At 53.5% G+C, this 22,912-nt stretch carries 23 protein-coding genes, 1 pseudogene and 1 riboswitch; all 24 genes and pseudogenes read right to left on the reverse strand.

Annotation, left to right across the window (positions count from 1 at the left end; translation table 11 throughout):
• Positions 1-1,219 precede the first annotated feature (1,219 nt).
• Positions 1,220-2,218, reverse strand: a pseudogene (locus tag F4V72_RS18395) (RHS repeat domain-containing protein); the annotation flags it as partial.
• Between the two features lie 628 nt (positions 2,219-2,846).
• The gene (gene ldtA / locus F4V72_RS18400; RefSeq protein ID WP_114048904.1) at positions 2,847-3,776 is read right to left on the reverse strand and encodes a L,D-transpeptidase; all 930 of its coding nucleotides are present in this window, start codon (positions 3,774-3,776) and stop codon (positions 2,847-2,849) included.
• A 77-nt stretch (positions 3,777-3,853) separates the two neighbouring features.
• A complete protein-coding gene (gene cobT / locus F4V72_RS18405; protein WP_114048905.1) occupies positions 3,854-4,924 on the reverse strand; it encodes a nicotinate-nucleotide--dimethylbenzimidazole phosphoribosyltransferase in 1,071 nt (356 codons plus the stop codon).
• A gap of 26 nt (positions 4,925-4,950) precedes the next feature.
• Entirely contained in the window at positions 4,951-5,694 is a 744-nt protein-coding gene (gene cobS, locus F4V72_RS18410; protein ID WP_053510273.1) for an adenosylcobinamide-GDP ribazoletransferase, read from the reverse strand.
• Positions 5,691-6,236, reverse strand: coding sequence for a bifunctional adenosylcobinamide kinase/adenosylcobinamide-phosphate guanylyltransferase (gene cobU / locus F4V72_RS18415; RefSeq protein WP_136058218.1), 546 nt, complete (start codon positions 6,234-6,236; stop codon positions 5,691-5,693). Before cobU ends, cobS begins: the two co-directional genes overlap by 4 nt.
• A complete protein-coding gene (locus F4V72_RS18420) occupies positions 6,233-7,753 on the reverse strand; it encodes a cobyric acid synthase (protein WP_136058217.1) in 1,521 nt (506 codons plus the stop codon). Before F4V72_RS18420 ends, cobU begins: the two co-directional genes overlap by 4 nt.
• The gene (locus F4V72_RS18425; protein WP_023249076.1) at positions 7,750-8,565 is read right to left on the reverse strand and encodes an energy-coupling factor ABC transporter ATP-binding protein; all 816 of its coding nucleotides are present in this window, start codon (positions 8,563-8,565) and stop codon (positions 7,750-7,752) included. The genes F4V72_RS18420 and F4V72_RS18425 overlap by 4 nt, the downstream gene beginning before the upstream one ends.
• Before the next feature lie 8 nt (positions 8,566-8,573).
• Positions 8,574-9,251, reverse strand: a complete 678-nt coding sequence (locus F4V72_RS18430; RefSeq protein ID WP_023249077.1) for an energy-coupling factor ABC transporter transmembrane protein — start codon at positions 9,249-9,251, stop codon at positions 8,574-8,576.
• Complete coding sequence (locus F4V72_RS18435; protein WP_023249078.1) at positions 9,238-9,519, reverse strand: energy-coupling factor ABC transporter substrate-binding protein; 282 nt, start codon at positions 9,517-9,519, stop codon at positions 9,238-9,240. The genes F4V72_RS18430 and F4V72_RS18435 overlap by 14 nt, the downstream gene beginning before the upstream one ends.
• A gap of 1 nt (position 9,520) precedes the next feature.
• Complete coding sequence (cbiM, locus tag F4V72_RS18440; RefSeq protein WP_053510279.1) at positions 9,521-10,258, reverse strand: cobalt ECF transporter S component CbiM; 738 nt, start codon at positions 10,256-10,258, stop codon at positions 9,521-9,523.
• Positions 10,255-10,968, reverse strand: a complete 714-nt coding sequence (locus F4V72_RS18445; RefSeq protein WP_070801780.1) for a cobalt-factor II C(20)-methyltransferase — start codon at positions 10,966-10,968, stop codon at positions 10,255-10,257. Before F4V72_RS18445 ends, cbiM begins: the two co-directional genes overlap by 4 nt.
• The gene (gene cbiK / locus F4V72_RS18450) at positions 10,965-11,759 is read right to left on the reverse strand and encodes a sirohydrochlorin cobaltochelatase (protein ID WP_136058216.1); all 795 of its coding nucleotides are present in this window, start codon (positions 11,757-11,759) and stop codon (positions 10,965-10,967) included. The genes F4V72_RS18445 and cbiK overlap by 4 nt, the downstream gene beginning before the upstream one ends.
• A gap of 2 nt (positions 11,760-11,761) precedes the next feature.
• Positions 11,762-12,553, reverse strand: a complete 792-nt coding sequence (locus F4V72_RS18455; protein ID WP_023249082.1) for a cobalt-precorrin-6A reductase — start codon at positions 12,551-12,553, stop codon at positions 11,762-11,764.
• On the reverse strand, positions 12,550-13,275 hold the full coding sequence (locus F4V72_RS18460; RefSeq protein WP_023249083.1) for a precorrin-3B C(17)-methyltransferase: 726 nt from the start codon (positions 13,273-13,275) through the stop codon (positions 12,550-12,552). Before F4V72_RS18460 ends, F4V72_RS18455 begins: the two co-directional genes overlap by 4 nt.
• Positions 13,275-14,330: a cobalt-precorrin 5A hydrolase gene (gene cbiG, locus F4V72_RS18465; RefSeq protein WP_080070532.1), complete on the reverse strand. Its 1,056-nt coding sequence runs from the start codon at positions 14,328-14,330 to the stop codon at positions 13,275-13,277. Before cbiG ends, F4V72_RS18460 begins: the two co-directional genes overlap by 1 nt.
• On the reverse strand, positions 14,311-15,084 hold the full coding sequence (locus F4V72_RS18470) for a cobalt-precorrin-4 methyltransferase (RefSeq protein ID WP_070803866.1): 774 nt from the start codon (positions 15,082-15,084) through the stop codon (positions 14,311-14,313). Before F4V72_RS18470 ends, cbiG begins: the two co-directional genes overlap by 20 nt.
• Positions 15,077-15,646 (reverse strand): decarboxylating cobalt-precorrin-6B (C(15))-methyltransferase, encoded by a 570-nt coding sequence (locus F4V72_RS18475; protein ID WP_080070533.1) that lies wholly within the window; start codon positions 15,644-15,646, stop codon positions 15,077-15,079. Before F4V72_RS18475 ends, F4V72_RS18470 begins: the two co-directional genes overlap by 8 nt.
• Positions 15,636-16,241 (reverse strand): cobalt-precorrin-7 (C(5))-methyltransferase, encoded by a 606-nt coding sequence (locus F4V72_RS18480; RefSeq protein ID WP_136058215.1) that lies wholly within the window; start codon positions 16,239-16,241, stop codon positions 15,636-15,638. Before F4V72_RS18480 ends, F4V72_RS18475 begins: the two co-directional genes overlap by 11 nt.
• Positions 16,235-17,374, reverse strand: a complete 1,140-nt coding sequence (gene cbiD / locus F4V72_RS18485) for a cobalt-precorrin-5B (C(1))-methyltransferase CbiD (protein WP_070801783.1) — start codon at positions 17,372-17,374, stop codon at positions 16,235-16,237. Before cbiD ends, F4V72_RS18480 begins: the two co-directional genes overlap by 7 nt.
• Positions 17,374-18,006: a cobalt-precorrin-8 methylmutase gene (locus F4V72_RS18490; protein WP_053510292.1), complete on the reverse strand. Its 633-nt coding sequence runs from the start codon at positions 18,004-18,006 to the stop codon at positions 17,374-17,376. The genes cbiD and F4V72_RS18490 overlap by 1 nt, the downstream gene beginning before the upstream one ends.
• 10 nt (positions 18,007-18,016) lie before the next feature.
• Positions 18,017-18,976 carry an adenosylcobinamide-phosphate synthase CbiB gene (gene cbiB / locus F4V72_RS18495; protein WP_136058214.1) on the reverse strand — a complete coding sequence of 320 codons (960 nt, stop codon included), beginning with the start codon at positions 18,974-18,976 and terminating at the stop codon, positions 18,017-18,019.
• Positions 18,973-20,352: a cobyrinate a,c-diamide synthase gene (locus tag F4V72_RS18500; protein ID WP_053528899.1), complete on the reverse strand. Its 1,380-nt coding sequence runs from the start codon at positions 20,350-20,352 to the stop codon at positions 18,973-18,975. The genes cbiB and F4V72_RS18500 overlap by 4 nt, the downstream gene beginning before the upstream one ends.
• Positions 20,353-20,449: 97 nt before the next feature.
• Positions 20,450-20,624, reverse strand: a riboswitch (cobalamin riboswitch).
• A 325-nt stretch (positions 20,625-20,949) separates the two neighbouring features.
• On the reverse strand, positions 20,950-21,861 hold the full coding sequence (pocR, locus tag F4V72_RS18505; RefSeq protein WP_023245831.1) for a transcriptional regulator PocR: 912 nt from the start codon (positions 21,859-21,861) through the stop codon (positions 20,950-20,952).
• A 177-nt stretch (positions 21,862-22,038) separates the two neighbouring features.
• Positions 22,039-22,872 (reverse strand): propanediol diffusion facilitator PduF, encoded by an 834-nt coding sequence (pduF, locus tag F4V72_RS18510; protein ID WP_023245832.1) that lies wholly within the window; start codon positions 22,870-22,872, stop codon positions 22,039-22,041.
• Positions 22,873-22,912 lie beyond the last annotated feature (40 nt).

The following is a 22,912-nucleotide window of genomic DNA, read 5'->3' on the forward strand; positions in this document are numbered from 1 at the left end:
TCAGTCCGGTTGGTGGTTTGGGATATTTGGCGATTGATCAGATCGCACAATCCGGGCTGAGTTCCTTTTAAGTGATCTACTATTTTGCGAAGTTATTTAGTCGCTGACGACTAATGAGGTTGAACTCACTCACCAGCTTTATGCCAGCCAGCGGCCAAACTTTAAGCCCTTCGAGATGATCATTGCGTCAACATTACATACGTCACATACGTCACATACGTCTGCAGAACTAAATCGCCACGCCTTTACCAAACACATCTGCCTCCATAATGGACTCAATTATGAGCATAGTCATCCCACATAACGAGAACTATCTGTTCGATGATGATTTCGATTCTATTACCGTCAAAATGACTGTTCTAAAAGACCATATATTTATTGCTTTTCAACTCTGCAAAAGAATTAGCCTTTTCATAAACTTCCCCTTACCACTGCTGTGCCACCATAGTTTTTATTTGGTGGTCATTCTGGTGGTCTTGACAAACAGCAAATTCAAGTTTAGCCAGTTACTAACAAAAGCGATCCCAGTCAGAGAGCCAGATTTTAGTATTAAGACATCTCAGTGAGTCTTAATGCCTTATAAAAACAACCAGTTAGATTAACCCGGCTGTCATGAAAAGGATTGTCGTGTTTTTTCACATCTGTAGTTTTGGCGTCCGAGCGCTTCACGGTTCGTTAAATAAATAGCCTTTAACTATGGCACTCACTGACACTGCTATCCGCTCAGGCTATTACGACTTTAAAGCAGGTTAAATGCTTTTCTGGCGATGGCATCCAGCGCTCTGAGTAAGTCAGGATGCTGACGCGAAGAGCCCATTAAAAATGAACATGAGCCGTCAGAAAAAATCATATTATTGCAGTCTATATTTATAATTAACAGCCGGATAAATAGACATATTATTTACGCATTAATTCTACAGAAAAATTCTCCTTTTTAACTGATATAGCATTAAGATTAAAAGCCTGCAAAATCTTAGCGGTAGATTTTCCATTTGGCGTATTATTAAAAAAAGCCGACATTAACTTCTAGCCCTTTAACCAGGCAGTGTTCGCTAATGTATCCTCATTAATGACATTTTCTCTGATCAAAGTTGATGCATCTGTCCTACCCATCCCCCTGAGACTGCTGCCAGTAAATACTGATATTGTGCTATGTGACTGGCAAAATAAGGTAAAGTTCCCCCATCCATGGGTTGGTATTTAAAGTTTCGCTACTCCCGCTCCAGACAGACGTTCCCCCGTAGGGGTTGTATTCCTCCACACTAATGATGCAGCCATCCTCATCCACCTTCAGCCCACAGTTTCCCGTCAGGTTATCGTAGCTGTAACGCAGCCCATCATTATTAAGCCCCTCCGGTTTTCCACTCTCCCAGTGCAATAACCGCACGTTACCCGCTACCACTGTCTGCAGGCTTTCTCCACTGCTTTTCGTTCGCAGCTCCAGCCCCGGCAGGTATACCACCCGTTGCGTCTGTGTCCCGCTCCCTGTCCGCCGCCGACTTCCCTTCACCACTCGCTGGCTTCTCGCATCGTAACGATAGTATTCCCAATCGTCCTGCGTTCCCTCACGTTCCACTGGCGTCACCTGCAACAACTCCCCACGCGCTGTCCATGCCAGTGTCTGGCCTGGCTGAAGCTGAAGTTGCTCCCCACCCGGGCCAAACTGCATTTCCACCTCTGCTGGCGTCGCCGCCAGAGAACGCAATACGGCCCGGTTACTGCAGTCGCTGACGGTGATATATGTCGTGTAACCGTTGCTACTCCCCGGCGCGCTGTGTCGTATCCGACTCAGGTTGTTGTCGCTGTCGTCGGTATAGGTGCGTAGATAACGGGTACAGGAGATACTGTCGGCGGGGAAGAAGGAACGGTTCTGTTGGCCTATATTAACCTTTTCCCGCCCGCTGGCGCTAATCAACTGGTAGAGGCTGTCATAACCGTATTGGTTCTCCGGCTCCACTTGCTGGTTGCGCCAGAACCGGGTTTCTTCTGCGTCATTGCGAACACATTTCACGTTGCCTACCGGGTCATATTCATAACGCAGGTCCTGAAGCACTCCTGTCCCCTGCGGATGCCCTGCCGGACGTTCTGTTTTTATCCTTTTCAGCCGCTGCGTCTGTGGCTCATATTCCCGGCTTACCCCCCCATTACCGTGCTCCTCCTGCAATACCTGTCCAGCGGCGCTTCGGGTAGTCGACCTGACAATGACCTGGCATCTGCCAATACATCTATCTTTGGACAGTTCCTTTTCATTCTATTAGTGATATTAAAGCGTGAAAATGAATTACGACATCATTCGCAGCTATGACATTTCCTTGAAATAATTCATCTACTCGGCAAAACAAAATCTTTCATCTATAATGTTGATCAATTCATATCTACATCTCACTCACTTATTTTAACCACGGATGCAAAGAAAAGTTTTTGCAAAGGTTATTTTTATAATATCAGTCTTGGTGACATCCAACTTAATTATCGCAGAATCACCTGCTTACCCATCATTGGATCTACTAACATTTAATTAATCTACGCCATAATATCGGCTAATTTTATTTTTAGTCGCACGATTTTGTTCAAAAAAATCGCATTAGATATCCCTGTCATTTTTAACGATAACTTTTTAATGTTTTTTTTCATTTTTATGACGATATTATCGTCTTATCCAATAATCGAAGAGATTTACAGATCCCCCAAGGAGTGTGGTCCAACAAGCCTGTGTTTAAGAAGACTTTAAATTGCTGACAAGCCCAAAGTCATTTTGCCGGATGGCGGAATAAAATGCCTTATCCGGCCTACAACAAGCAATACAGATGCTCCAGCCCAGAACAGCCAGCAATGTGGTCGGATATTTAAAGGCCTGACATGTCCGCGCTGATGTTAACCGGCATTCCGGAACGGCGTTCCAGCACCTCATTAACCCGCGAAGTATCAACGTCATCCCCTTTGATAAACGTGCGCAGCACTGGCGTAACGGGCAATGGAACTTTTTTGTCTGATTCAAATTCAGCACGGTTGCGCGAAAGCGGTTCGTGTACCTCCAGCCAACGACTGCCATCCGGCTCTACCGAGAATTTAACAGGCCTATCGATAATCTGAACGCGGGTTCCGACAGGAACATTGTCGAATAAATATTTAATGTCGTCATTGCGTAAACGGATACAGCCCTGACTGACACGAAGGCCAATACCAAAGTTAGCATTGGTGCCATGAATGGCGTATAACCTACCGATGTATATCGCGTACAGACCCATAGGGTTATCCGGCCCCGCTGGCACCATCGCGGGCAGCGTTTTTCCCTCTTTAGCATATTCCCGACGCGTATTAGCCGTTGGCACCCAAACCGGACCATCTTGTTTGCGTTCAACCGCAGTTATCCAGTTGCGCGGCGTTTCACGGCCAGCCTGACCAATACCAATGGGCAATACGTCTACCGTATTCGTACCTTCGGGATAATAATAAAGGCGCATCTCGGCGACGTTTACCACAATACCTTCACGAACGGTGTCAGGCAGAATCAACTGCTGCGGCACTACCAGTGTGGAACCAGACTGAGGTAAAAACACATCCACGCCGGGATTAGCTTCAAACATATTACTCAGCCCCTGACCGTAGCGGGCGGCAAATGCCTCTAAGGGCTGAGTATTGTTCTGCGGTACGGCGATCGTGACAGGACGTCCTACCAGACGACTGCCTTCGGGCGGCAATGGATAGCTTATAGCCAGCGCGAAATGGCTTACCAACAAAACGAAAAGCGGAAAAAAAGGTGTGATACGACGCATTATATCCCTTCCTCTGTCGCGGCAGGCGTGCGTTAAGTATAGCTTTTTTCTCACATTGCTGATGTTGTGCTCCGGGGTTATGTTGCGTTTGCGTTTTCCTCCGACAGGACAATATTACTGGCCGCCAACTCTCCCATGTTGTGGAACATCGCGCACGCGGCCTCCACGATAGGCATCGCCAGCGCTGCGCCGCTCCCTTCACCTAACCGCATTGCCATATGTAAATAGGGCTCCATCGCCAGATGCGCGAGCGCGATGCGGGCGCCCTTTTCCGCCGAAAAGTGCGACGGGATCAGGTAAGGTCTGACCGCAGGCGCAATCTGACAGGCCGCCAGCGCTGCCGAGTAGGAAAGAAAACCGTCCAGCAATACGGGTAAACCACACCTTGCCGCGCCAAGCATCACGCCGGTCATCCCGACCAGATCAAAACCACCTACCTTCGACAATACATCAATGCCATCACGCGGATCGGGCTGATTAATCGCAATCGCCCGCCGCACGACCTCCACTTTATGATCTATACGGGAAGGCGGAAGATTCGCGCCAATCCCCACCACCTCTTTTGCATCACTTCCTGTAAAAACGCTGACCATCGCGGCGGCTGGCGTAGTGTTCGCCATTCCCAGCTCCCCCACACCAAATAAGGTCACGCCGCGTTGCGCCAGGTCGCAAGTGTAGCGGGAAACCGCCAGCAAAAGCTCCTCAGCCTGAGAGCGACTCATCGCCGGGCCAACGGCGATATTTCCGCAGCCGCGCGCGACGCGCATATTAACTACGCCAGGAATAGGTTCGGCATCAATACCGACATCAATGACATGCACCTTCGCACCGGCCTGAGCGGCAAGCACGCATACGCCGGTTGTTCCCCGCGTCATATTCGCCGCCTGAATCGCCGTCACGATTTTGGGCGAAACCGCCACGCCTTCATCCCAGACGCCATGGTCGGCGCACATCACCAGCATCGCCTTTTCGCCTACCTGCGGCGCACCGTGAAGACCCGGCATTCCTGCGAGCTGAACAGCTAAGGCTTCCAGTCTCCCCAGGCTGCCCGGCGGTTTGAGCAGGCCGTCAATATGTTGCTGCGCCCGCGTCATCGCGTCGGCATCCGGCGCGGGAATGTCACGGAGTAAAGCGTGTAGTGTCTGCATAAGATGTCTCGTCCGTAATAATCGGCTCATAACAGAGCCAGCAGAAAGATCAGTTCGCCAAGTTCGATCGCCGCGCCCAGCGTATCGCCGGTTTGCCCGCCAAGCGTACGTTTAAGCAACTGGCCGAGGATGAAAATCGCCGTGAGTGTGACCACCATTGCGGCCAGTCCCTGCATACCGGGCAGCAATACCGTGGCGACGATTACCGCCAATCCCAGCGTAACGCAGGTTTGCCGTCCGCTGACTTTACCGATAAATACGTTGCCAAGCCCCTCTTCACGGGCGTAACGATGATGGTACATCAATAAAACGGCGCTGCCGCGTCCAGCCGTACAAGCCGCTGCCAGCGCCGCCAACATTGGCGCTCCGCGTAACGCCAGTTCGCTGATGACCAGAATTTTTGCCAGTAGCACAAAAATAAGCGCCAGCCCTCCGTGGGTTCCCAGACGGCTATCGCGCATAATCTCCAGCATCCGCTCACGACGGCGCGCGGAAAAAATGCCATCGCAGGTATCGGCCAGACCATCCAGATGAAAACCGCCGGTCAGCAGCGCCAACGCCAGAATACAGAACAACGCCGCCAACGGAATACCGCACCAGGGTTGCAGGAGGATAAAAACCAGGCCGCTGAGCCCCCCCAGAATCAACCCGACAAAGGGAAACATCACAATCCCGCGCGAATACTGCTCGAAATCCAGTCCCTGCGACCAACGCGACGGCACGGGCAAGCGGCTAATAAAAGCGAGCATGGCCCAAAACAGCTTACTCATTTAATTTTGACTCCAATACCTGAGACTACCAGCCAGACCTCATCCGCCGCTGCCGCCAGTCGTTGGTTTACCCGACCGGCAATATCACGAAAATGGCGCGCCAGACGGTTTTCCGGGACGATCCCCATTCCCACCTCATTTGTAACCAGTACCACTTTCGCCGGGCAGCGCTGGCAGGCTGCAATTAAAATCCGAATTTCATCGTCAATGGCACGCTCCATCGCCGCGTAATCCCACTGTTCGGGATCGTTTTCTCCTCCCAGCGCAAACAGCAGATTCGTCACCATCGTGGTCATACACTCCAGCAAAATCGCGTCGTCAGGGGCAAGATCCGCGGTAATCAACGTATCAAGATGCCGCCAGCATTCTGCGGTCCGCCAGTGTGCCGGCCTACCATCTTTATGATGCTGAATTCTCGCCGCCATCTCGTCATCAAGAATCTGCGAGGTGGCGATATACAGTACCTGCGGCGCATCGCCAATTAAGGTTTCAGCATGGCGGCTTTTTCCGCTACGCGCCCCGCCCGTCACCAGAATCATCATACTGGCTCCTGGTGCTGTTGCATGATGGTATAAATTTTATCAATATCAATATGTTGCCGCATCGCCTCCGCCAGCAGATCAAATTGCCGCGCTTTATGCTCCGCATAACAAAAAGCCGTTTCCCGCGGCGCAAGTCCTTTTCGCGCCCGTAAGCCATTGACCACCGCACGGGTAAACGCATCGCTGTCAAACAGGCCGTGAAGGTAAGTGCCAAACGCCAGTCCGTCGGCGGTGACCGCGCCATCCGCCACAGAGCATCCATTTTTCTGTAACGTCATAGCCGTACAGCATCCTTCCTGCAGCACCGTTTCCCCCATGTGGATTTCATAACCGCGTACCGGTAGCCCCGCCGCGGCAGCCAACCAGCCGGGCAGCTCGCCTGACATTGTCGCGTTAACCTGCGTCGTGGTTTTATCCTGTGCAAAGCGAGTGATCGTATTAAGCAGCCCCAGGCCCGGCTGCGTACCCAGCCCCGACTCCACCTCATCCACAATGGTGTCGCCCAGCATCTGGTAGCCGCCGCAAATTCCCATCACCGGCACGCCCTGTCGATGTGTCTGCAATACCGCATCCGCCATCCCGCTTTCGCGCAGCCAGGCGAGGTCGCCCAGCGTGTTCTTACTACCCGGCAGGATCACCAGGTCAACGTCAGTCAACGCTTCCGGGCGGCGAATATAGCGTATGCGCACATCCGGCTGCGCCGCCAGAGCGTTAAAATCCGTAAAGTTAGAAATATGTGGCAGTTGCACAATGGCAATAGTGATATCACGGGGGGCGTTACCGCGATATTTATCGTTTTGCAGCGCGACGCCATCTTCATCTTCCAGATCCACATCCAGCCACGGCATCACTCCCAGGACCGGGACGCCGGTAAGCGATTCGATTTGTTCGATACCGGAATAGAGCAGCGCCACGTCGCCGCGGAATTTGTTGATAATGACGCCCTTTACTCTGTCACGCTCCTGTTTATGCAGCAGTGCCAGCGTGCCATAAATAGCGGCGAATACGCCGCCCCGGTCGATATCCGCCACCAGAATAACCGGACACTGGGCCATTTCCGCCATTCCCATATTGACGATATCACGATCGCGCAGATTGATTTCCGCCGGGCTTCCGGCGCCTTCCAGAACAATAACGTCATATTCCTGCGCCAGGCTGTTATAGACCGCAAGAATTTGCTCACGCAAATGCGGTTTATAGTCATGGTAACTGACCGCATCCATATTGGTCGCCACTTTCCCCATCAGCACGACCTGCGCCTGGCGATCGCTGGTCGGTTTGAGCAGCACCGGATTCATACGCACATCTGGCGTGATCCCCGCGGCTTCCGCCTGAAAAATCTGCGCCCGCCCCATCTCTTTACCATCCGGCGTAATACCAGAATTAAGCGCCATATTTTGCGATTTAAACGGTGCGGTACGCAGACCATCCTGATAAAAAATGCGGCATAAACCCGCCGCCAGCACACTTTTGCCGACGTCGGATGCCGTCCCTTGCAACATAACTGCCTGCGTCATGACGCCTCCCTGAATGCGCACTTTTGCATTCGATGAAAAAACTCCGTTTCTGTTTTACACAGCGGCAGTCCCAGTTGAGTATGAAGTTTGACCAACCAGGGCTGGGTTAGCCCCGCTTGTTCCATCGCTTCCGTACACGCGAAAACCTCGTCAGGCGTGCCATACGTCAGGACCTGGCCCTGGCGTAGCACGTATACGGCATCGCTAATTTCATAAATAAGATCGATATCATGGCTGGAGATAATGACATGATTTCCCTGCGCCACAATCCGCCTGATGATAGCGATCATCTGGGCACGCCCCGCGGGATCGAGACCGGCAGTGGGTTCATCCAGCAATAGATAGCGTGCCTGTAGCACCAGCGCTCCGGCGATAGCCACACGTTTTTTTTGCCCATGACTCAAACACTGAATGGGCTGATGACGAAAATGTTGAGCATCAACCAGCGTTAGCGCCTCGTCGACGCGGCGCGTGATTTCCGCCTCCGGCACGCCCAAATTACGTAAACTAAACGCAATGTCGCTATCGATATCAGTATAAAAAATCTGCTGTTCGGGGTCCTGAAAAACCGTCGCAACGTGCTGGCGCAGCGCCAGTAGTCCGCGTTTACTGTAATCCAGCGGTTTTCCCTGCCACAACACGGCGCCCTTTTGCGGGCGCAACAGGCCGTTCAGGTTCATAAAAAGCGTAGACTTCCCACAACCGTTCGCGCCCACCAAACCGGTAACAGGCGAGAGCGAAAAATCCAGATTTAACCCTTTAAGTACCGGCTCATCCTGATAACGGAACCACAGGTCTGAAGTGGCAAGCATAATAGTCCTTACAGGTGAAAATCACCCTGATACAGTTTGATATCCAGCGTGGTGGTCATTTGCTGATAACGCATTAACACCCGCGTAAACAGGAGTCCAGCCAGCATCGCCAGAGATCGATAGCCGTTAGGCAGACTGCAATAACCAAAACGCAGCGTTTGCGCGCGACGGATTGCCACCGCCTCATCCAGAAGAATAAAGATAAAGCGCCACATTAACAGGATTTGCTCGGTAAGCAGGCGTGGAACATGCGCGCGTTTAAGCAGACTAATTAACTGCGGAAACGGTAGATTCATCACCAGCCACAGAGTCGCGGCCAGCGCCGTCAGGCTACGCCAGAACGTTGCATTCGCCGTGACCACGCCCGCACGGGTAATCCCGATCCAGTACGGCCCGACAGATACGCCAGCCAGCAGCATTTGCGGCTCGCGGCTGATGCTGAAGATAATCGTTATCACGCCGACCAACAAAAATCCCAAAGGTATCGCCATCCATCGACACCAGCGCCAGAGGGATATCCGCAATAGCCAACAGCTCAATCCGGCAATGATCAGCAGCTCAATACCCTGCCCCACAGGCGGCAGAACAAACGCCAGTATCATCATCGCCAGCCACAGCAAAAACTTGCGCTGCGGCGCAACGTGTACCCAGCGGCTTTGATAGCTGAGTCGGTCAAGCCCGGTCATCACGGCGTTGTTTACCTTTGCAGTAACCCAGAATATAGAAAATCACCGCCGCGCCGAGAGAGCCCTGAAGGGTAAACAGCAGGCTTTCAATTTCACCGCTGGCAGGCTCATACAGCGGCTGAAACCAGGGTTTATACTGCGGCGCAATAGTCTGAATCTGGCTTTCCGCTTCGCCGTCTGAACCGCCATATTCACCGCCATGGTTAATAAAAAACGGCAGAATCACCAGCGCCACCACCATCGCTAACAACATCAACGTTTTTTTCATTTTAATGTCCTTGTACGGTAATCAATTGCCGTTTGGTTAACTGGTCATAAATCATGACGGTTAATAAACCTTCGGCAATGGCGACAGGAATCTGTGTGAGGCAGAAAATCCCCATAAACTTCACAACAGACCCTGTCGCTCCGGCATGGGGATCGGGAAACGCAACGCCAAGCTGGACTGAAGTCACAAAATAGGTTGCCAAATCCGCCAGCATCGCGCACAGAAAAACGGCGACATCGCGGCGCAGTCCGGCGCGACAGGCCATCTTCCACACCAGATAACCGACAACCGGACCAATCACCGCCATCGACATTCCGTTTGCGCCAAGCGTCGTCAGACCGCCGTGCGCCAGCAACAGCGCCTGAAACAGCAGCACAACCGCGCCGAGAATCGCCACCACCCCGGGCCCGAACAAGATAACCGCCAGACCAACGCCGGTCGGATGTGAACAACTCCCCGTTACCGACGGAATTTTGAGCGCGGACAGGACAAAAATAAACGCGCCGCACAGCGCCAACAGTACCTTCTGATGATTATCCTCCTGCACAATACGCCGTAAGCGCACCAGCCCATACCACAAGCAGGGTAAAAACAGTAACCACCAGGCCAGCGCCCACACTGGCGGTAAAAAACCCTCCATGATATGCATCGCAAACGCCTGTTGCGGGACAACCATCAGCAATAGCGCTGCAGCCAGTCCACTGAAAGACAACTGTCTAAGCTGCTGTTCAAGTTTCATTCTGCATACTCCCACTGTTTGTTGACCAGAATGGTCGAAAAATAGGGCAACGGTCGATCATCGTTGACCTCGTGGAGATGACGCCAGCACTGCTCGCCGGGCAGCGTGGCCTCGGACATCATTAAGGCGCACTCCAGCAGGCCAGCCTGCGCCAGCAACGCTTTAATACGGGCGAACCGGCCATACACTTTCATCAACACCAGGCTATCATGCTGTTGTAGCGCCTGGGCTATTTCCGCTTCCGGCGCGGTACAAGAAATAACCGCCAGCGATTGCTGCTCTATGGCGAGCGGCATTTTCGTCCGGGCGGCTATCGCGGCGAAGGAGGTGACGCCGGGGACAATCTCCAGCCACGCCGGGCAACCGATACGCTGGAGTAAAAAAATCCAGGTACTGAATAGCATCGCATCGCCAAGGGTAATAAAACCGACCTGTTTACCAGCCCCTACCTCTGCGGTAAGCGCGGCGGCAACCTCGTTCCAGACCGCTTCTTTCTCGGCGCTGTCAGTACTCATAGGGAAATGGCAACAACGTACTTCCGTCTGCTCGCCGAGATAGTCGCGCACAATCGACAGCGCCAGACTATCGCCGCCCTTACGACCAGCGGGCGCATACAGAATGTCCAGCGCGCCAAGAATCCGCGCTGCGCGAACGGTAATCAGATCGGGCGCGCCAGGCCCGGTACTTAATGCGTATAATTTACCGTTCATGCCACCTCCTCTACCGCCATGTTCAGCGCCTGACGCAAATGCGCGACAAACATCGCCCGGATAGCCGGGTTTTCTCCCAGCCCGCTCAGCCACGGCGTCGCCGGAATGCCCGCCGCGTTAAAGCGCATTTTCCATGAGTCGCCGTCGTCTGAAGCCATATCATTAATGGCGTGATCGCCCGCCACCAGCATTAGTGGCATCAAATGTACGCCGGTGACACCTTCGTCACGCAGGCTGTCGATCAGGATATCGACCTCTGGATAACTTTCTACGGCGCCGACGCGCGCCGGGAAGCGCTGCGCGGTCATCATATGATCGAGGCAGGCATAAGCTGCGAATGCATGATGGCTGGCGCCGTGGCCCATAAAAACGACTTTCTCCGTGTGTCTGAGCGATGGCATCTGTTGTCGCAACGCCTGCATTAGCTGCACATAATCGTTATGGCTGCTCAGCAGCGGCACGCCCAGAGTCAGGCGAGTAAATAACGGACGCAAGGTTTGTACTTCACGGGCAATTTTTTCATATTCGTCGCCGTTAATAATGTGCAACGACTGAATCGCCACGTCCTGATATCCCTGTGCAGCAAGCTTTTGCAAAGCCTGGAATGGCGTATCGATGTCGATACCGTCACGCTGGCGAAGCTTGCGAATGATCATTCCGGAAGTGAAGGCGCGAAACAGGTCGCGATCGGGACAGGACGCCGCCAGATCACGCTCGCACGCCACAATGTTTTTTTCACAGGTGTCGTGATAGCTGGTGCCAAAACTGACCACCAGAAGCGCTTTTTTCATTTTTACTCCTTAGCTGCGGCCAGCCAGCGCGATAAACGCTGCGCAAAGGCGGCCTGGCTTTCCAGTAATTCATCACCCGTCACGAGCGGCGTCGGGCGCGCAATAACGATGCAGGGAATGCCCGCATCCAGACAGGGCCGGACTTTTTCCTGATATCCCCCCTCCGCGCCGGACGCTTTGGTAATGACCACGTCGGCCCGGCATTGGTGGTAAAACGCGGCGTTGAAATCAGCGCTGAACGGCCCGCACAGTGCGAAAATCTCTCCAACGCCGAACCCCAGTTCGCTGCAGCGTTGAATCACCTCCGCCACGGGCAGTACGCGCGCCAGCAACGTTTTTTCCGCCAGTCCGGCACGCCAGACGGCCAAATCTTTACTGCCGGTCGTCAGTAAAACGCGCGGACCAAAACGCCTCGCTATCTCGCAGGCATCGGCAATACTGCGCGCCGTATAGAGAAGCGGATGCGTCAGATTGCTAAGCTGATCCGGACGCTGATAACGACTTAACAACACTCCCGCCGTTTCACAGGCGCGAAGGAGGTTATGGCTGACCATTTCCGCATAGGGATGCGATGCGTCTATTACCCAGCGAGTGCGGTTTTCTTTTAGCCAGGCGACCATCTGCCCGTACTCCAGACGACCGCAGCGCACCTGTCCTTTAATATCGCCAGCCAGCGCTTTTCCGGCTGGCGTCGCCACGGATAAGGTGTATGCGACTTTCGCCGCATCCAGTTGTCGGCATAACGCGCGCGCATCGCTGGTACCGCCCACCACCAGCACCTCCCCCTCTTTCACAGCGTGTAACCTCGCGGCGTGATCATCAGCCCATCCTGAACATAGGTCGTTTTATTACCGACAATGACCAGACTGGTCATATCTACCGGTTCAAAATCCATATCGCCGAGCGTAGTCAGCCATTTTTCCTCTTTCTTACGTCCAGCGGATTTCACCACACCAACCGGCGTTTGCGCACTTTTACTGGCGGCAAGCAGTTCAAACGCGCGCGCCAGATGCCCTTCGCGCCCGCGGCTACGCGGGTTGTAAAAACAGATAACAAAGTCTGCTTCTCCGGCAGCGACAATACGTTTTTCAATAACCGGCCACGGCGTGAGCAAATCACTCAGGCTGATATGGCAGAAGTCATGCATCAGCGGCGCGCCCAGTAAAGAGGCGGCGGCGATGCTGGCGGTCATGCCAGGAATGAGCCGCACCTCAACGTCCAGTTTCTGCTTGCCGACCAGTTCCAACACCAGACCCGCCATGCCGTAAATCCCCGCATCGCCGCTGCTGATTAGCGCTACGTTATGCCCGGCCTGCGCCAGTTCAATAGCCGCCTGGCAGCGTTCAATCTCCTTACACATGCCGGTCTTGATCACCTGTTTGTCGCCGGTGAATGCTTTAACCAGATGGGTATAGGTTTTGTAGCCCACGACGATTTCCGCCGCCTGAAGCGCGTCGATAGCCTCCATCGTCATCATTGCCTGCGAACCGGGGCCAATACCAATTACGCTCAACATCAGTGTGCAACTCCTAAAGTAATAGTGACGCCCTGTTCTCGCAGGGTCTCGCCTAACAATTGTCCCTGGCTTAATAACCACGCTGCCGGGCCGGATACGCTGCTAACGCCCACCGTTTTTCTGACGAAGCCAGAACCAGGAAAATGGTGTTCGAATTCGCGCAACGCTTCGGCGGTAAAGGTTTTAAAAGGCACGCGGCAGCAGGAGGCGAGCTGAATAAGCCCCGGCTCCCCTTTTTTGAGCGTGACGCTGCCAATCGCTTTTAACGCCAGCGGATCGAGTTTTTGCGCTTCAAGCTGGCGCGCCAGTAATGTCGCTAACAGGGGAAATGGCGTATCGCGGCGACAGCCAATTCCCGCCACCACGCGCTGGGGCACCAGTTTCCAGTGCAGTACGGGAAGCTCAGGGAGGTCATTACGCAAAGAGACGCAGATCAGCGCATCCAGTTCAGGCAACCACTGCAAATCATCAACAGGGATAAAACCGCGAATATCGCACTGGCCGATGTCTTCCGTCAGTTCGGCATCCCACCATAACCCCACACGTTGATGACTGACCAACATCTGGTTAACGGTTTTTACCGCCGTTCGAAGATCAGTCATGCGGGCATTAAGCTGGAAAGCTAAGGTGTCCAACGCGGACATCTCATTGATATCCGTTGCCGTGGTAATCACCGGATCGGCGCCTAACATTCCTGCCAGGTAGCGCGTCAAGGCATTGGCCCCGCCCGCATGACCGGAAAGCAGGCTAATGACATGCTGACCACGTTCATCAATGACGACCACCGCCGGATCGCTGAACTTGTCGTTCACTAACGGCGCCAGGACACGAACGGCAATGCCGGTCGCGCCGATAAAAATGAGCGCGGTATAGGTGGTAAAAGCCTGCCGCGCGGTATTAGCGAATCCGCCGTCGAAGGGAATAAATCCCTCTTCCCGCAGTTTTTCACTGGTAAAGCAGGTTAACGGCAGCATCGCGGCAAGTCTCTTTGCCAGCGCCACACCGCCGGGCGTCAAGCAAAACAACGCAATGGATTCAGGCTTTACGGTATTCATGGCTAAAGTCCGCTGCATAGAGTCTTGAGTAGTGATACTCCTTACCCAGAAAATTCCCGACCAGGATCAGCGCCGTCTTACGGATGCCAGCATCACGTACTTTGTCGCTAATATCCGCTAACGTGCCGCGAACGGTCTGGCTTTCCGGCCAGGTAGCCTTATAGATGACCGCGACAGGCGTAGTTGCCGGATAACCGCCGACAATGAGACGTTCCGCCACCCGGTGAATACGCTGAACGGAGAGATAAATCGCCATCGACGTCTGGTGACTGGCGAAAGCCTCCAGTTGTTCGCGCGCCGGTACTGGCGTACGCCCTTCCAGACGGGTAATAATGAGACTCTGCGATACCTCCGGTACGGTATATTCCACGCCCAGCTCCGCCGCAGCGCCGAGAAACGCGCTGACGCCAGGCACTACCTGCCAGTCAATACCGCGGTGGGTTAACGCTTCGCCTTGCTCACGTACGGAGCCATACAGCGAGACATCGCCCGTTTGCAAACGCACCACCGTTTTTCCCGCTTTCACGCCCGCCGCCATCAGCTCGATAATCTGCTCAAGATGCAGTTCGGCGCTGTCGTAGCGTTCTGCCTGCGCGGGGCAGTAATCCAGCAGTTCGGTATTGATCAGCGAACCAGCATAGATAACTACCTGCGCCTGTTGCAGCAGACGGTATCCTTTAAGCGTGATCAGCTCGCGATCGCCCGGCCCGGCGCCGACGAACCACACACAGCGTGGATCAAATGTCTCAGACATGGTTTTCTTCCTTCTGACAGGCGATAACAAAAACAGGATTGTTCGGTTTGAAATAGTGTCCCGCCCCCAGCGGCGTTAACGATGAGAGCTGAAGCTGTACACAGTCCATTCGGCATGCACCGATGCGCGCAAGATGCGCCAGAGCGCCATGGAGGTTTTCCTGCAAGATAAAGGTCATTACCAGACGGCCACCGGGATGCATATGGCGCATCGCCCAGTCAATCAGCGCCGTCAAATGCCCGCCGCTGCCGCCCATAAACACCGCATCGGCTTTCCTGGTTATGGTCATTGGCGCTTCGCCGGGGAGAATATCGATATTGCCACAGGCAAAGCGCTGACGATTCTCATCAAGCAACCGTAACGCGGCGGGATTGCGCTCAATAGCCGTCACCTGCAACGAAGGAAATTGCAGCGCCGCTTCAATTGAGACGCTTCCCGTTCCCGCCCCGACGTCAAGCAGGTGACTGGCGCGGTGGAGCTCAAGTTTCGACAGTGCCAGCGCCCGTACTGCCTCTTTGGTCATCGGCACGTTCTCGCCGCGCAGAAAAAGCTCATCTTTCATCAAGGATCACCACTGTACTCATTTCATAGTCGGCGTTCACCGCACTGACAGGTAGCCAGTGGATTCGCTCATTTTCCATCGCCAGATTTTCACCAATCACCATTAAGCGATGCCCTTTACCGCGCGCGACCAGTTCCCGCGCGATTTCCCGCGGGCCGCAGCGGGCGTCCGTGACCATCGCCACTTTGCGATGGCTCGCCAGTTGCTCGAAGCTGACGCAACGACCGTGACTACTGGTCAACCACATGTCATTCATATCAATTCCAGCCTGCGCGCACAGATACTGTACGGCGCTGATCCCTGGGATAATGCGAACATGCTCAATACCAAAATGGGCCACCATGCGCGTACCGATGCCATAAAACAGCGGATCGCCGGAGGCCAGCACCACGATCCGTTTATCCCGACGGGCGGCAATCCAGGACAACAACGCGCCAATATCTGCGCCCAGCGTAAATCGTTCGCCGCCAAACGTCGGAAACTGCGCCAAATGGCGTTTACCGCCTGCCAGCGCATCGGCATGGTCTATCGCTTCCAGCGTCGCAGGCGTCATCAAATGCCGTCCGGCGGGCCCCATTCCCACGACCGTTAGCATTGCAGCTCCTTAGCAATCTCATCGACGGGACGATTACTACCGAGAATATGGTTATCAAAAGAAAACAGGATGGCGTCGCAGACAGGCAGCGTTTTGGTAAAACGCAGCATCTGTATGACTCGCAAACAAATACGCCTGGCAAGATGGTTGTAGATATGCCCGAAGCCATATGCTTCAATGTGCTCCATTGCCGCTTCGGTGGTATCGCAATCGCCGACCAGAGTGAGTAACTCCAGCGGCGCGCCCAGTAGAGCTAAATGCGCGACCAGCGTTTCCATCCGCGCATCGGCAATATGGCTATGGGTATGGAAGATCCCGGCAGCGATTTTGATCAATTTTCCAGGATGACCCACCAGCACTATCTGGCGAAATCCCAGCCGTACCGCCTCTTCAATCATGTAGCCGACAAAATTGCTCATGGTGACGACCGCCTGTGTGTCGACGCCCATTTGTTCGCGAACAAACCGTTCGCCGTGATTGCCCGGCACGAGTATCACCCGCGTTAATCCTGACGCCCGTTTGATCTCCAGCTCCAGCGATAGCGAGCGTTTCCAGCTTTCTTCCGACATCGGCGTCACAATGCCGGTAGTGCCAATAATGGAAATGCCGCCAAGAATGCCAAGCCGCGAGTTATACGTTTTTTGCGCCCGCGCTTCGCCTTCCGGGGCAAAAATCTCCACATCGGCCCCACGCGCCGGGCCTATCGCTTCGCGCACCGCAGACTCAATGGTATGGCGCGGCGTACGATTGATAGCGGCGCTCCCGAGCGGCAGTCCGACCCCTTTACGCGTTACCGTACCAATACCTTCGCCGCCAGTGAGCGTAATCTCACCGCTGTCGTTGAGCGTAACGCGGGCAAAAATCAACATCCCGTGCGTGGCATCCACGTCATCGCCGCCATCTTTACGAATTGCGGCTATCGCCTGCTGGCCTTCAATGTGCGGCGACTCCACGTTCAGGCATAGCGTGACGCCCGACGGCGTGACGATGGAAACCTGATGAATTAGATGTTGACGCAATACCATCAGCGCGGCGACTTTTGCCGCCGCCGTCGCGCAGGAACCGGTGGTATATCCTTTACGTAACGCTTTACCGTGATGCCAGACCGGCGCGTCAAAAGAAAGCTCGCTCATCAAGCCTCCCGGAGGTGATAAAGCAGCGCATTGACGATAGCGGCGGCTACGTTACTGCCGCCTTTACGCCCTAACGCGGCAATCGCGGGGAAATGGCTATGGGTGAGCGCCTCTTTGGACTCCGCAGCGCCAACAAAGCCTACCGGTACACCCACCACGCCGCTCACCGTCACGTTATGCTCAAGCAAACGGAACAGGGCCGTCGGCGCATTGCCGAAAACAAAGATTTTGTTTTTCTCCTCCTCGTCGATAGCAATATCAACAGCAGCCATTGAACGGGTAATCCCCTGCGTTTTTGCGGCGCGTATCACGCGCGGATCGCTGATATAACAACGACACTCGCCGCCAAACGTCGCCAGCAATCTTTTATTAATGCCGGACAGCGCCATCGTGGTATCGGTATAAATAATGCACGGATGGCGTAGCGCATCACAAAGCTGCTCCAGCGCATCAGCAGAGAACCACAAAATGTCCAGCCAGTCGAAATCGGCGGTGGTATGGATAACCCGCTTGATAATGGCCTCATGGAGCGGACTGGCGAAACGGTAATCGGGATGCGCTTCGCGAATAATGTCGCTAATAATGGTGAAACTATTGGCCTCAATGGTTTGGGGCTGCTGGATATAATGCATACTGTCGTCCTCAGGCCACGCCAGATAACCAGCACCGTGCCGCAATAAACAGCGCCAGCGCCAGGGTTGAAGCGACCCACATCAATCGAATCGTTCGGGAAATATCGTCTACGGAAATATCGCGCTGCGCGTCGCCGAGCCAGGGTTTGTCCACACGCTCGCCAAAGTAGCTATTTGGGCCACCTAGCTGGATACCTAAGGCGCCGGCCACACAGGCTTCCGACCAGGCGCAATTTGGGCTACTGTGGTTATAACGGTCACGCCAGCCAATACGCAGCGCATGCCAACCACTCAGGCGACAAAGTTCTGCCGCAATGCCCAGCAACAGCCAGCTCAGTCGGGCGGGAAGATAGTTCGCTACGTCGTCCATACGGGCGCTAACCATACCAATCGCCCGATACTTTTCATGTTTGTAGCCCACCATTGAATCCAGGGTATTGACGGCTTTGTAGGCCATAGCCAGCGGCACGCCGCCGAGAAAGAGGAAAAAGAGCGGCGCGATAATGCCGTCAACGGTGTTCTCTGCAACCGTTTCCACCACGGCGCGATTGATCTGCTCTGGCTGAAGTTGCAACGTATCGCGCCCGACGATCCAGGAGAGTTTTATTCGGCTTTCCGCAAGGTCGTCCTCCCGTAACGGTCGTTCAACCTCCTGCGCGGCGCGGGCCAGAGAGCGTCCGGCCAGCGTGGTAAAGATCATCCAGACTTCGACGCTCCAGCCAAACCAGGGATGAATCCGCTGCGCCAGCGCCAGTACGCCCCACGCCATGCCCCAGGTCGCCCCGACAACCACAATCCACATTACGCCGCCGCCAATCCGCAGCGCTTTGTCGCTGTGACAATAGCGACGCACAATTCGCTGCACAAACGTGATTAAACGACCTATCCAGCGTACCGGATGAGGCCAGTGTTGAGGGTCGCCGATGATAAAATCCAGCACCCAGGCGATACACCAGGCAAGGATCGTCATGATACGCGCCTCGCCGCCGCCAGCCAGTGCTGCAACATTTCCGGACGCTGGGCGAAATGGACATGCAGGTAGCTGGCAAACGTGTTGCCTGTCTGCCAGCCGCCAGTCCATTCCTGTAACACGCGGTCATCGCGAACCTTACGACAGGCCATAACGGCGGGTGTTTCGGGGATAAAATCTGAGTAGTGAAATTCATGGCCGCGCACTATCTCGCCAGGCGCCGCCAATAGCGTTGGCTGCATAGCCCGCGCTTCACAGTAACCAAAGCGGGTAAGTCGCTTACCCATTTTGCTGTGGCCGGGGATAATATCCGCCATCTGATGAATTTCTCCGCCGCTATCCTCCAGAGTGCTCCCCAGATACATCAGACCGCCACACTCCGCATAAATCGCCGCGCCGCGCTGATGCGCAGCCCGCAAATGTTTTAACATCATCGTATTTGCCGCCAGATCCGCGGCGTATAATTCAGGATATCCACCGCCCAGCCAGATCATCTGACAGTCAGGCAATATGCGGTCATGCAGTGGGCTAAAACGCACAATGTTAACGCCGGCACGTTCCAGCAAATCGATGTTGTCGGGGTAATAAAAGTTAAAGGCTTCATCATCCGCCAGAGCAAGCGTCAGCCCTGCCCCCGCCGTTTTACCTGGGCGTTCAGGCCACGTTCCCGCCGGAAGCGCTGATAACAGACTCAGCGAGAGTAGCGCATCCACATCCACTGTTTGTTCCAGCGTAGCGACAAAATCATGCCATGATTGCTGATTGACGAGGGATTCTCTGGCGGTAATCAACCCCAGGTGGCGTTCAGGTAATGCGACGCCGTCGCAAGGAGGGACATACCCCAGTACCGGCAGTGAGCAATAATGTTCAATGGCATTTTTGAGGAGCTGATAGTGGGCGTCGCTAGTGACGCGATTCACAATCACGCCCGCGAGGTTGAGGGTCGGGTCGAAGTGCTGAAATCCCATAACGGTAGCCGCAAGCGACGTTGAAACAGCCTTGCCGTCCACCAGTAGTATGACCGGGCAGCCAAGCTGTTTTGCCATTGCGGCTGTACTGCAATAATTGGGGTCGACGCCATAGCCGTCATACAGCCCCATGACCCCCTCAATGACGGCGACATCCGCCCGCTGCATTTGTTCGCAAAATAAGGCGTTGAGAACAGGAGGAGGAAGCATGAAACTGTCAAGATTACGGGACACCACGCCACAGATAGCGGTATGCCAGCCGGTATCAAGGTAATCTGGCCCAACTTTAAACGGCTGTACGCGCAGCGCGCGTTTTTGCAGCAGCCTCAGCAAACCAAGCGTCACCGTGGTTTTGCCACAACCGCTTCCTGTGCCTGCAAGAATAAATGCGTGATGCCTTGCCGCCATTACCCTGATCCTGTTCAGGGTGGTAGGGGTATACAGGTACGCGCATGTTCAGTCTTTCGACTGTACGCGTCTTCGCAACCCACTTCCCACCGAAGTTGTTGGTTATCACCGACAGGCAGGTCTTCTGGCTTAGCGTCCTCCTCGCCCGTCCTTCCCAATCTTGCGATCAGTGGTCTTTACGGGGTCGTCAGCATCACAGCAGCGGGGGCTGCGGGGGATTTTCACCCCCTTCCCTACCACAAATGTGGCAAACCTGTTGGTTTACGTTATGGCTGTACGGCACACCCATAACGGCAATTAATAATGTGCTACATTTTACATTTCTGTGAGCAATAGCCTGAGCGGTTGCTCATCTGACGTTAATCTACTCATCCTTACCGGTATATTGACGATAGAACGTGTCGACAAAGCGTAATAAAACTTATCTTTCCTAACACTGTACTTCATCACAAAAATAAAAACTGGTGCAGTTTATGCCCTAAATTTTATTATTTTGTTGCGCTATGACAATTTATTGTTACACCAGATAAATTTTCTTTCTGAAATGATTAAGATACAAAACACTATCAAAAATCGGCAATAGCAAAATATTGCTACTTATATCGATGGAGGGTGAGAACTCTCATTTATCTGCTGGCGGTAAACCTGCGGTGTAACCTGATAGGTCTGGCGGAAGACTTTGCAAAAATAGCTGGTTTGCGAAAAGCCTAAATTACGTGCAATACTGGCAATACTCCAGTCACTATGGCAAAGCAATTCTCTGGCGCTAACCATCCTTTGGCGATTCACCCACGCATTAAATCCGATCCCCTGATATTTCTTGAATAGCTTACTGAAATAATAGGGGCTGAGATAGACATGTGAAGCGACATCCTCCAGACGAAGATCGTCGGACAAATGCGCATCAATATAGCGAAGCGCTTTTTTCATTTTACTGTCATGCGGGCTGGGGCCACGAGCGGTTTTGTTTGTTTCCGATTTCTGCGGATTGTCTTTGATAACCACAAAATTGAGTTGTTTTTTCAGGCAATTCTCAACGATCAGTTTAAGCAGATCGGCGGAAGCGATAACTCGTGAATAGTCCATCTCTGGCACATTCCGAAATTCATTCAACAGCTCAGGGTCAGCCTGCCAGCGATCGTCGACATTAAGAATGTCTACCAGTTCCACGTCATTACTTAATCGAACCTGTCCGCATAAAACAAAGCCAACTAAATGCCCTGCAATTACCAGCGGAATAGAAAAATCCGTTAGCCCGGCATGACAACGATAAATACAGGGTTGATCGGACTTCGATGCCTCCAGTCCCCCGCAGCGATCGCTCATACGACAACGTGTACTATGCTGGGGATGTTGCCGCATCAACTGACAAAACGGCGTGAAATTGAATAGCTCAGATATTTCATCACCATGAATATTGACAACCACAACCGCCAGACCGGTGGCTTGTGCAAAATCCTGTGCGATTTTATTAATGAGTTCTGAGTTCAGAGCGCTCGCAGAAATCATGATAAAACCCCTCAGTTAATTTATTGTTATAAACAAAACACATTATTTACATTCACTTTTTATTACCATTATCCTGGCCCTGATAAAAAGTACAATGACAATACCAAAAGTCTCCCATTGCAGGGAGACGTTTTGATCAGTTCGTGAAAGCAGATCACGAAATTATCTCACCTGTTTTTACGATACATCATTGCTGTGAATCTGGTTCGCATTTTCTTCCGGTTTACAGCGATTACAAGGTAAATTCTTACCAATAAAATAGCGATATATGGCCGCTCCGGCACAGGCGCCGATAACAGGCGCGACAATCGGCACGATAAAGTAAGGGATCTCTCGCCCACCGCTCATCGCCATGTTCCCCCACCCCGCTAACCATGTGAACAGTTTGGGGCCGAAATCACGCGCCGGATTCATTGCAAAACCGGTAAGAGGCCCGGTAGACGCGCCGATAACGGCAACCAGTATCCCAATAAGCAAAGGCGCAAGCGGCCCTTTAGGAACGCCATTGCCATCATCCGTCAATGCCATGATCATGCCCATCAGAATCGACGTAATTACCACTTCCACTAACGCCGCCTGCCATACATTTAGCGCTGCGGCCGGATAGGTACTGAAAATGCTGGCTAATTGCAAACTTTCGACGCTACCGCGCACCATATGATGCGCAGTCTCAAATTCAATAAAAAGGCTACTATAAAGCGCATACGCCAGCAGAGCGCCGCCAAAAGCGCCGGCAACCTGGGCAATAATATAAGGCAATACTTTCTGCCTGGGAAAGCAGGCAAACAGCCACAGCGCGATTGTCACCGCAGGATTAAGATGTCCGCCGGAGATCCCGGCCGTAAGGTAAACGGCCAGTGAAATCCCAAGCCCCCAAATAATGCAAATCTCCCATAATCCGAGGCTGGCGCCTGCGACTTTGAGCGCGCTCAAACAACCGATACCAAAAAACAAAAAGAGTCCGGTGCCTAAAAATTCCGCACCACATTGCGCTTTTAGAGAATCATTCATGTGACACCTTCTGAGCAAAGTTCGTGTCCTGACCAGCGCA

Source organism: Salmonella enterica subsp. diarizonae, from assembly GCF_008692785.1.
Taxonomy (GTDB): Bacteria; Pseudomonadota; Gammaproteobacteria; order Enterobacterales; family Enterobacteriaceae; genus Salmonella; species Salmonella diarizonae.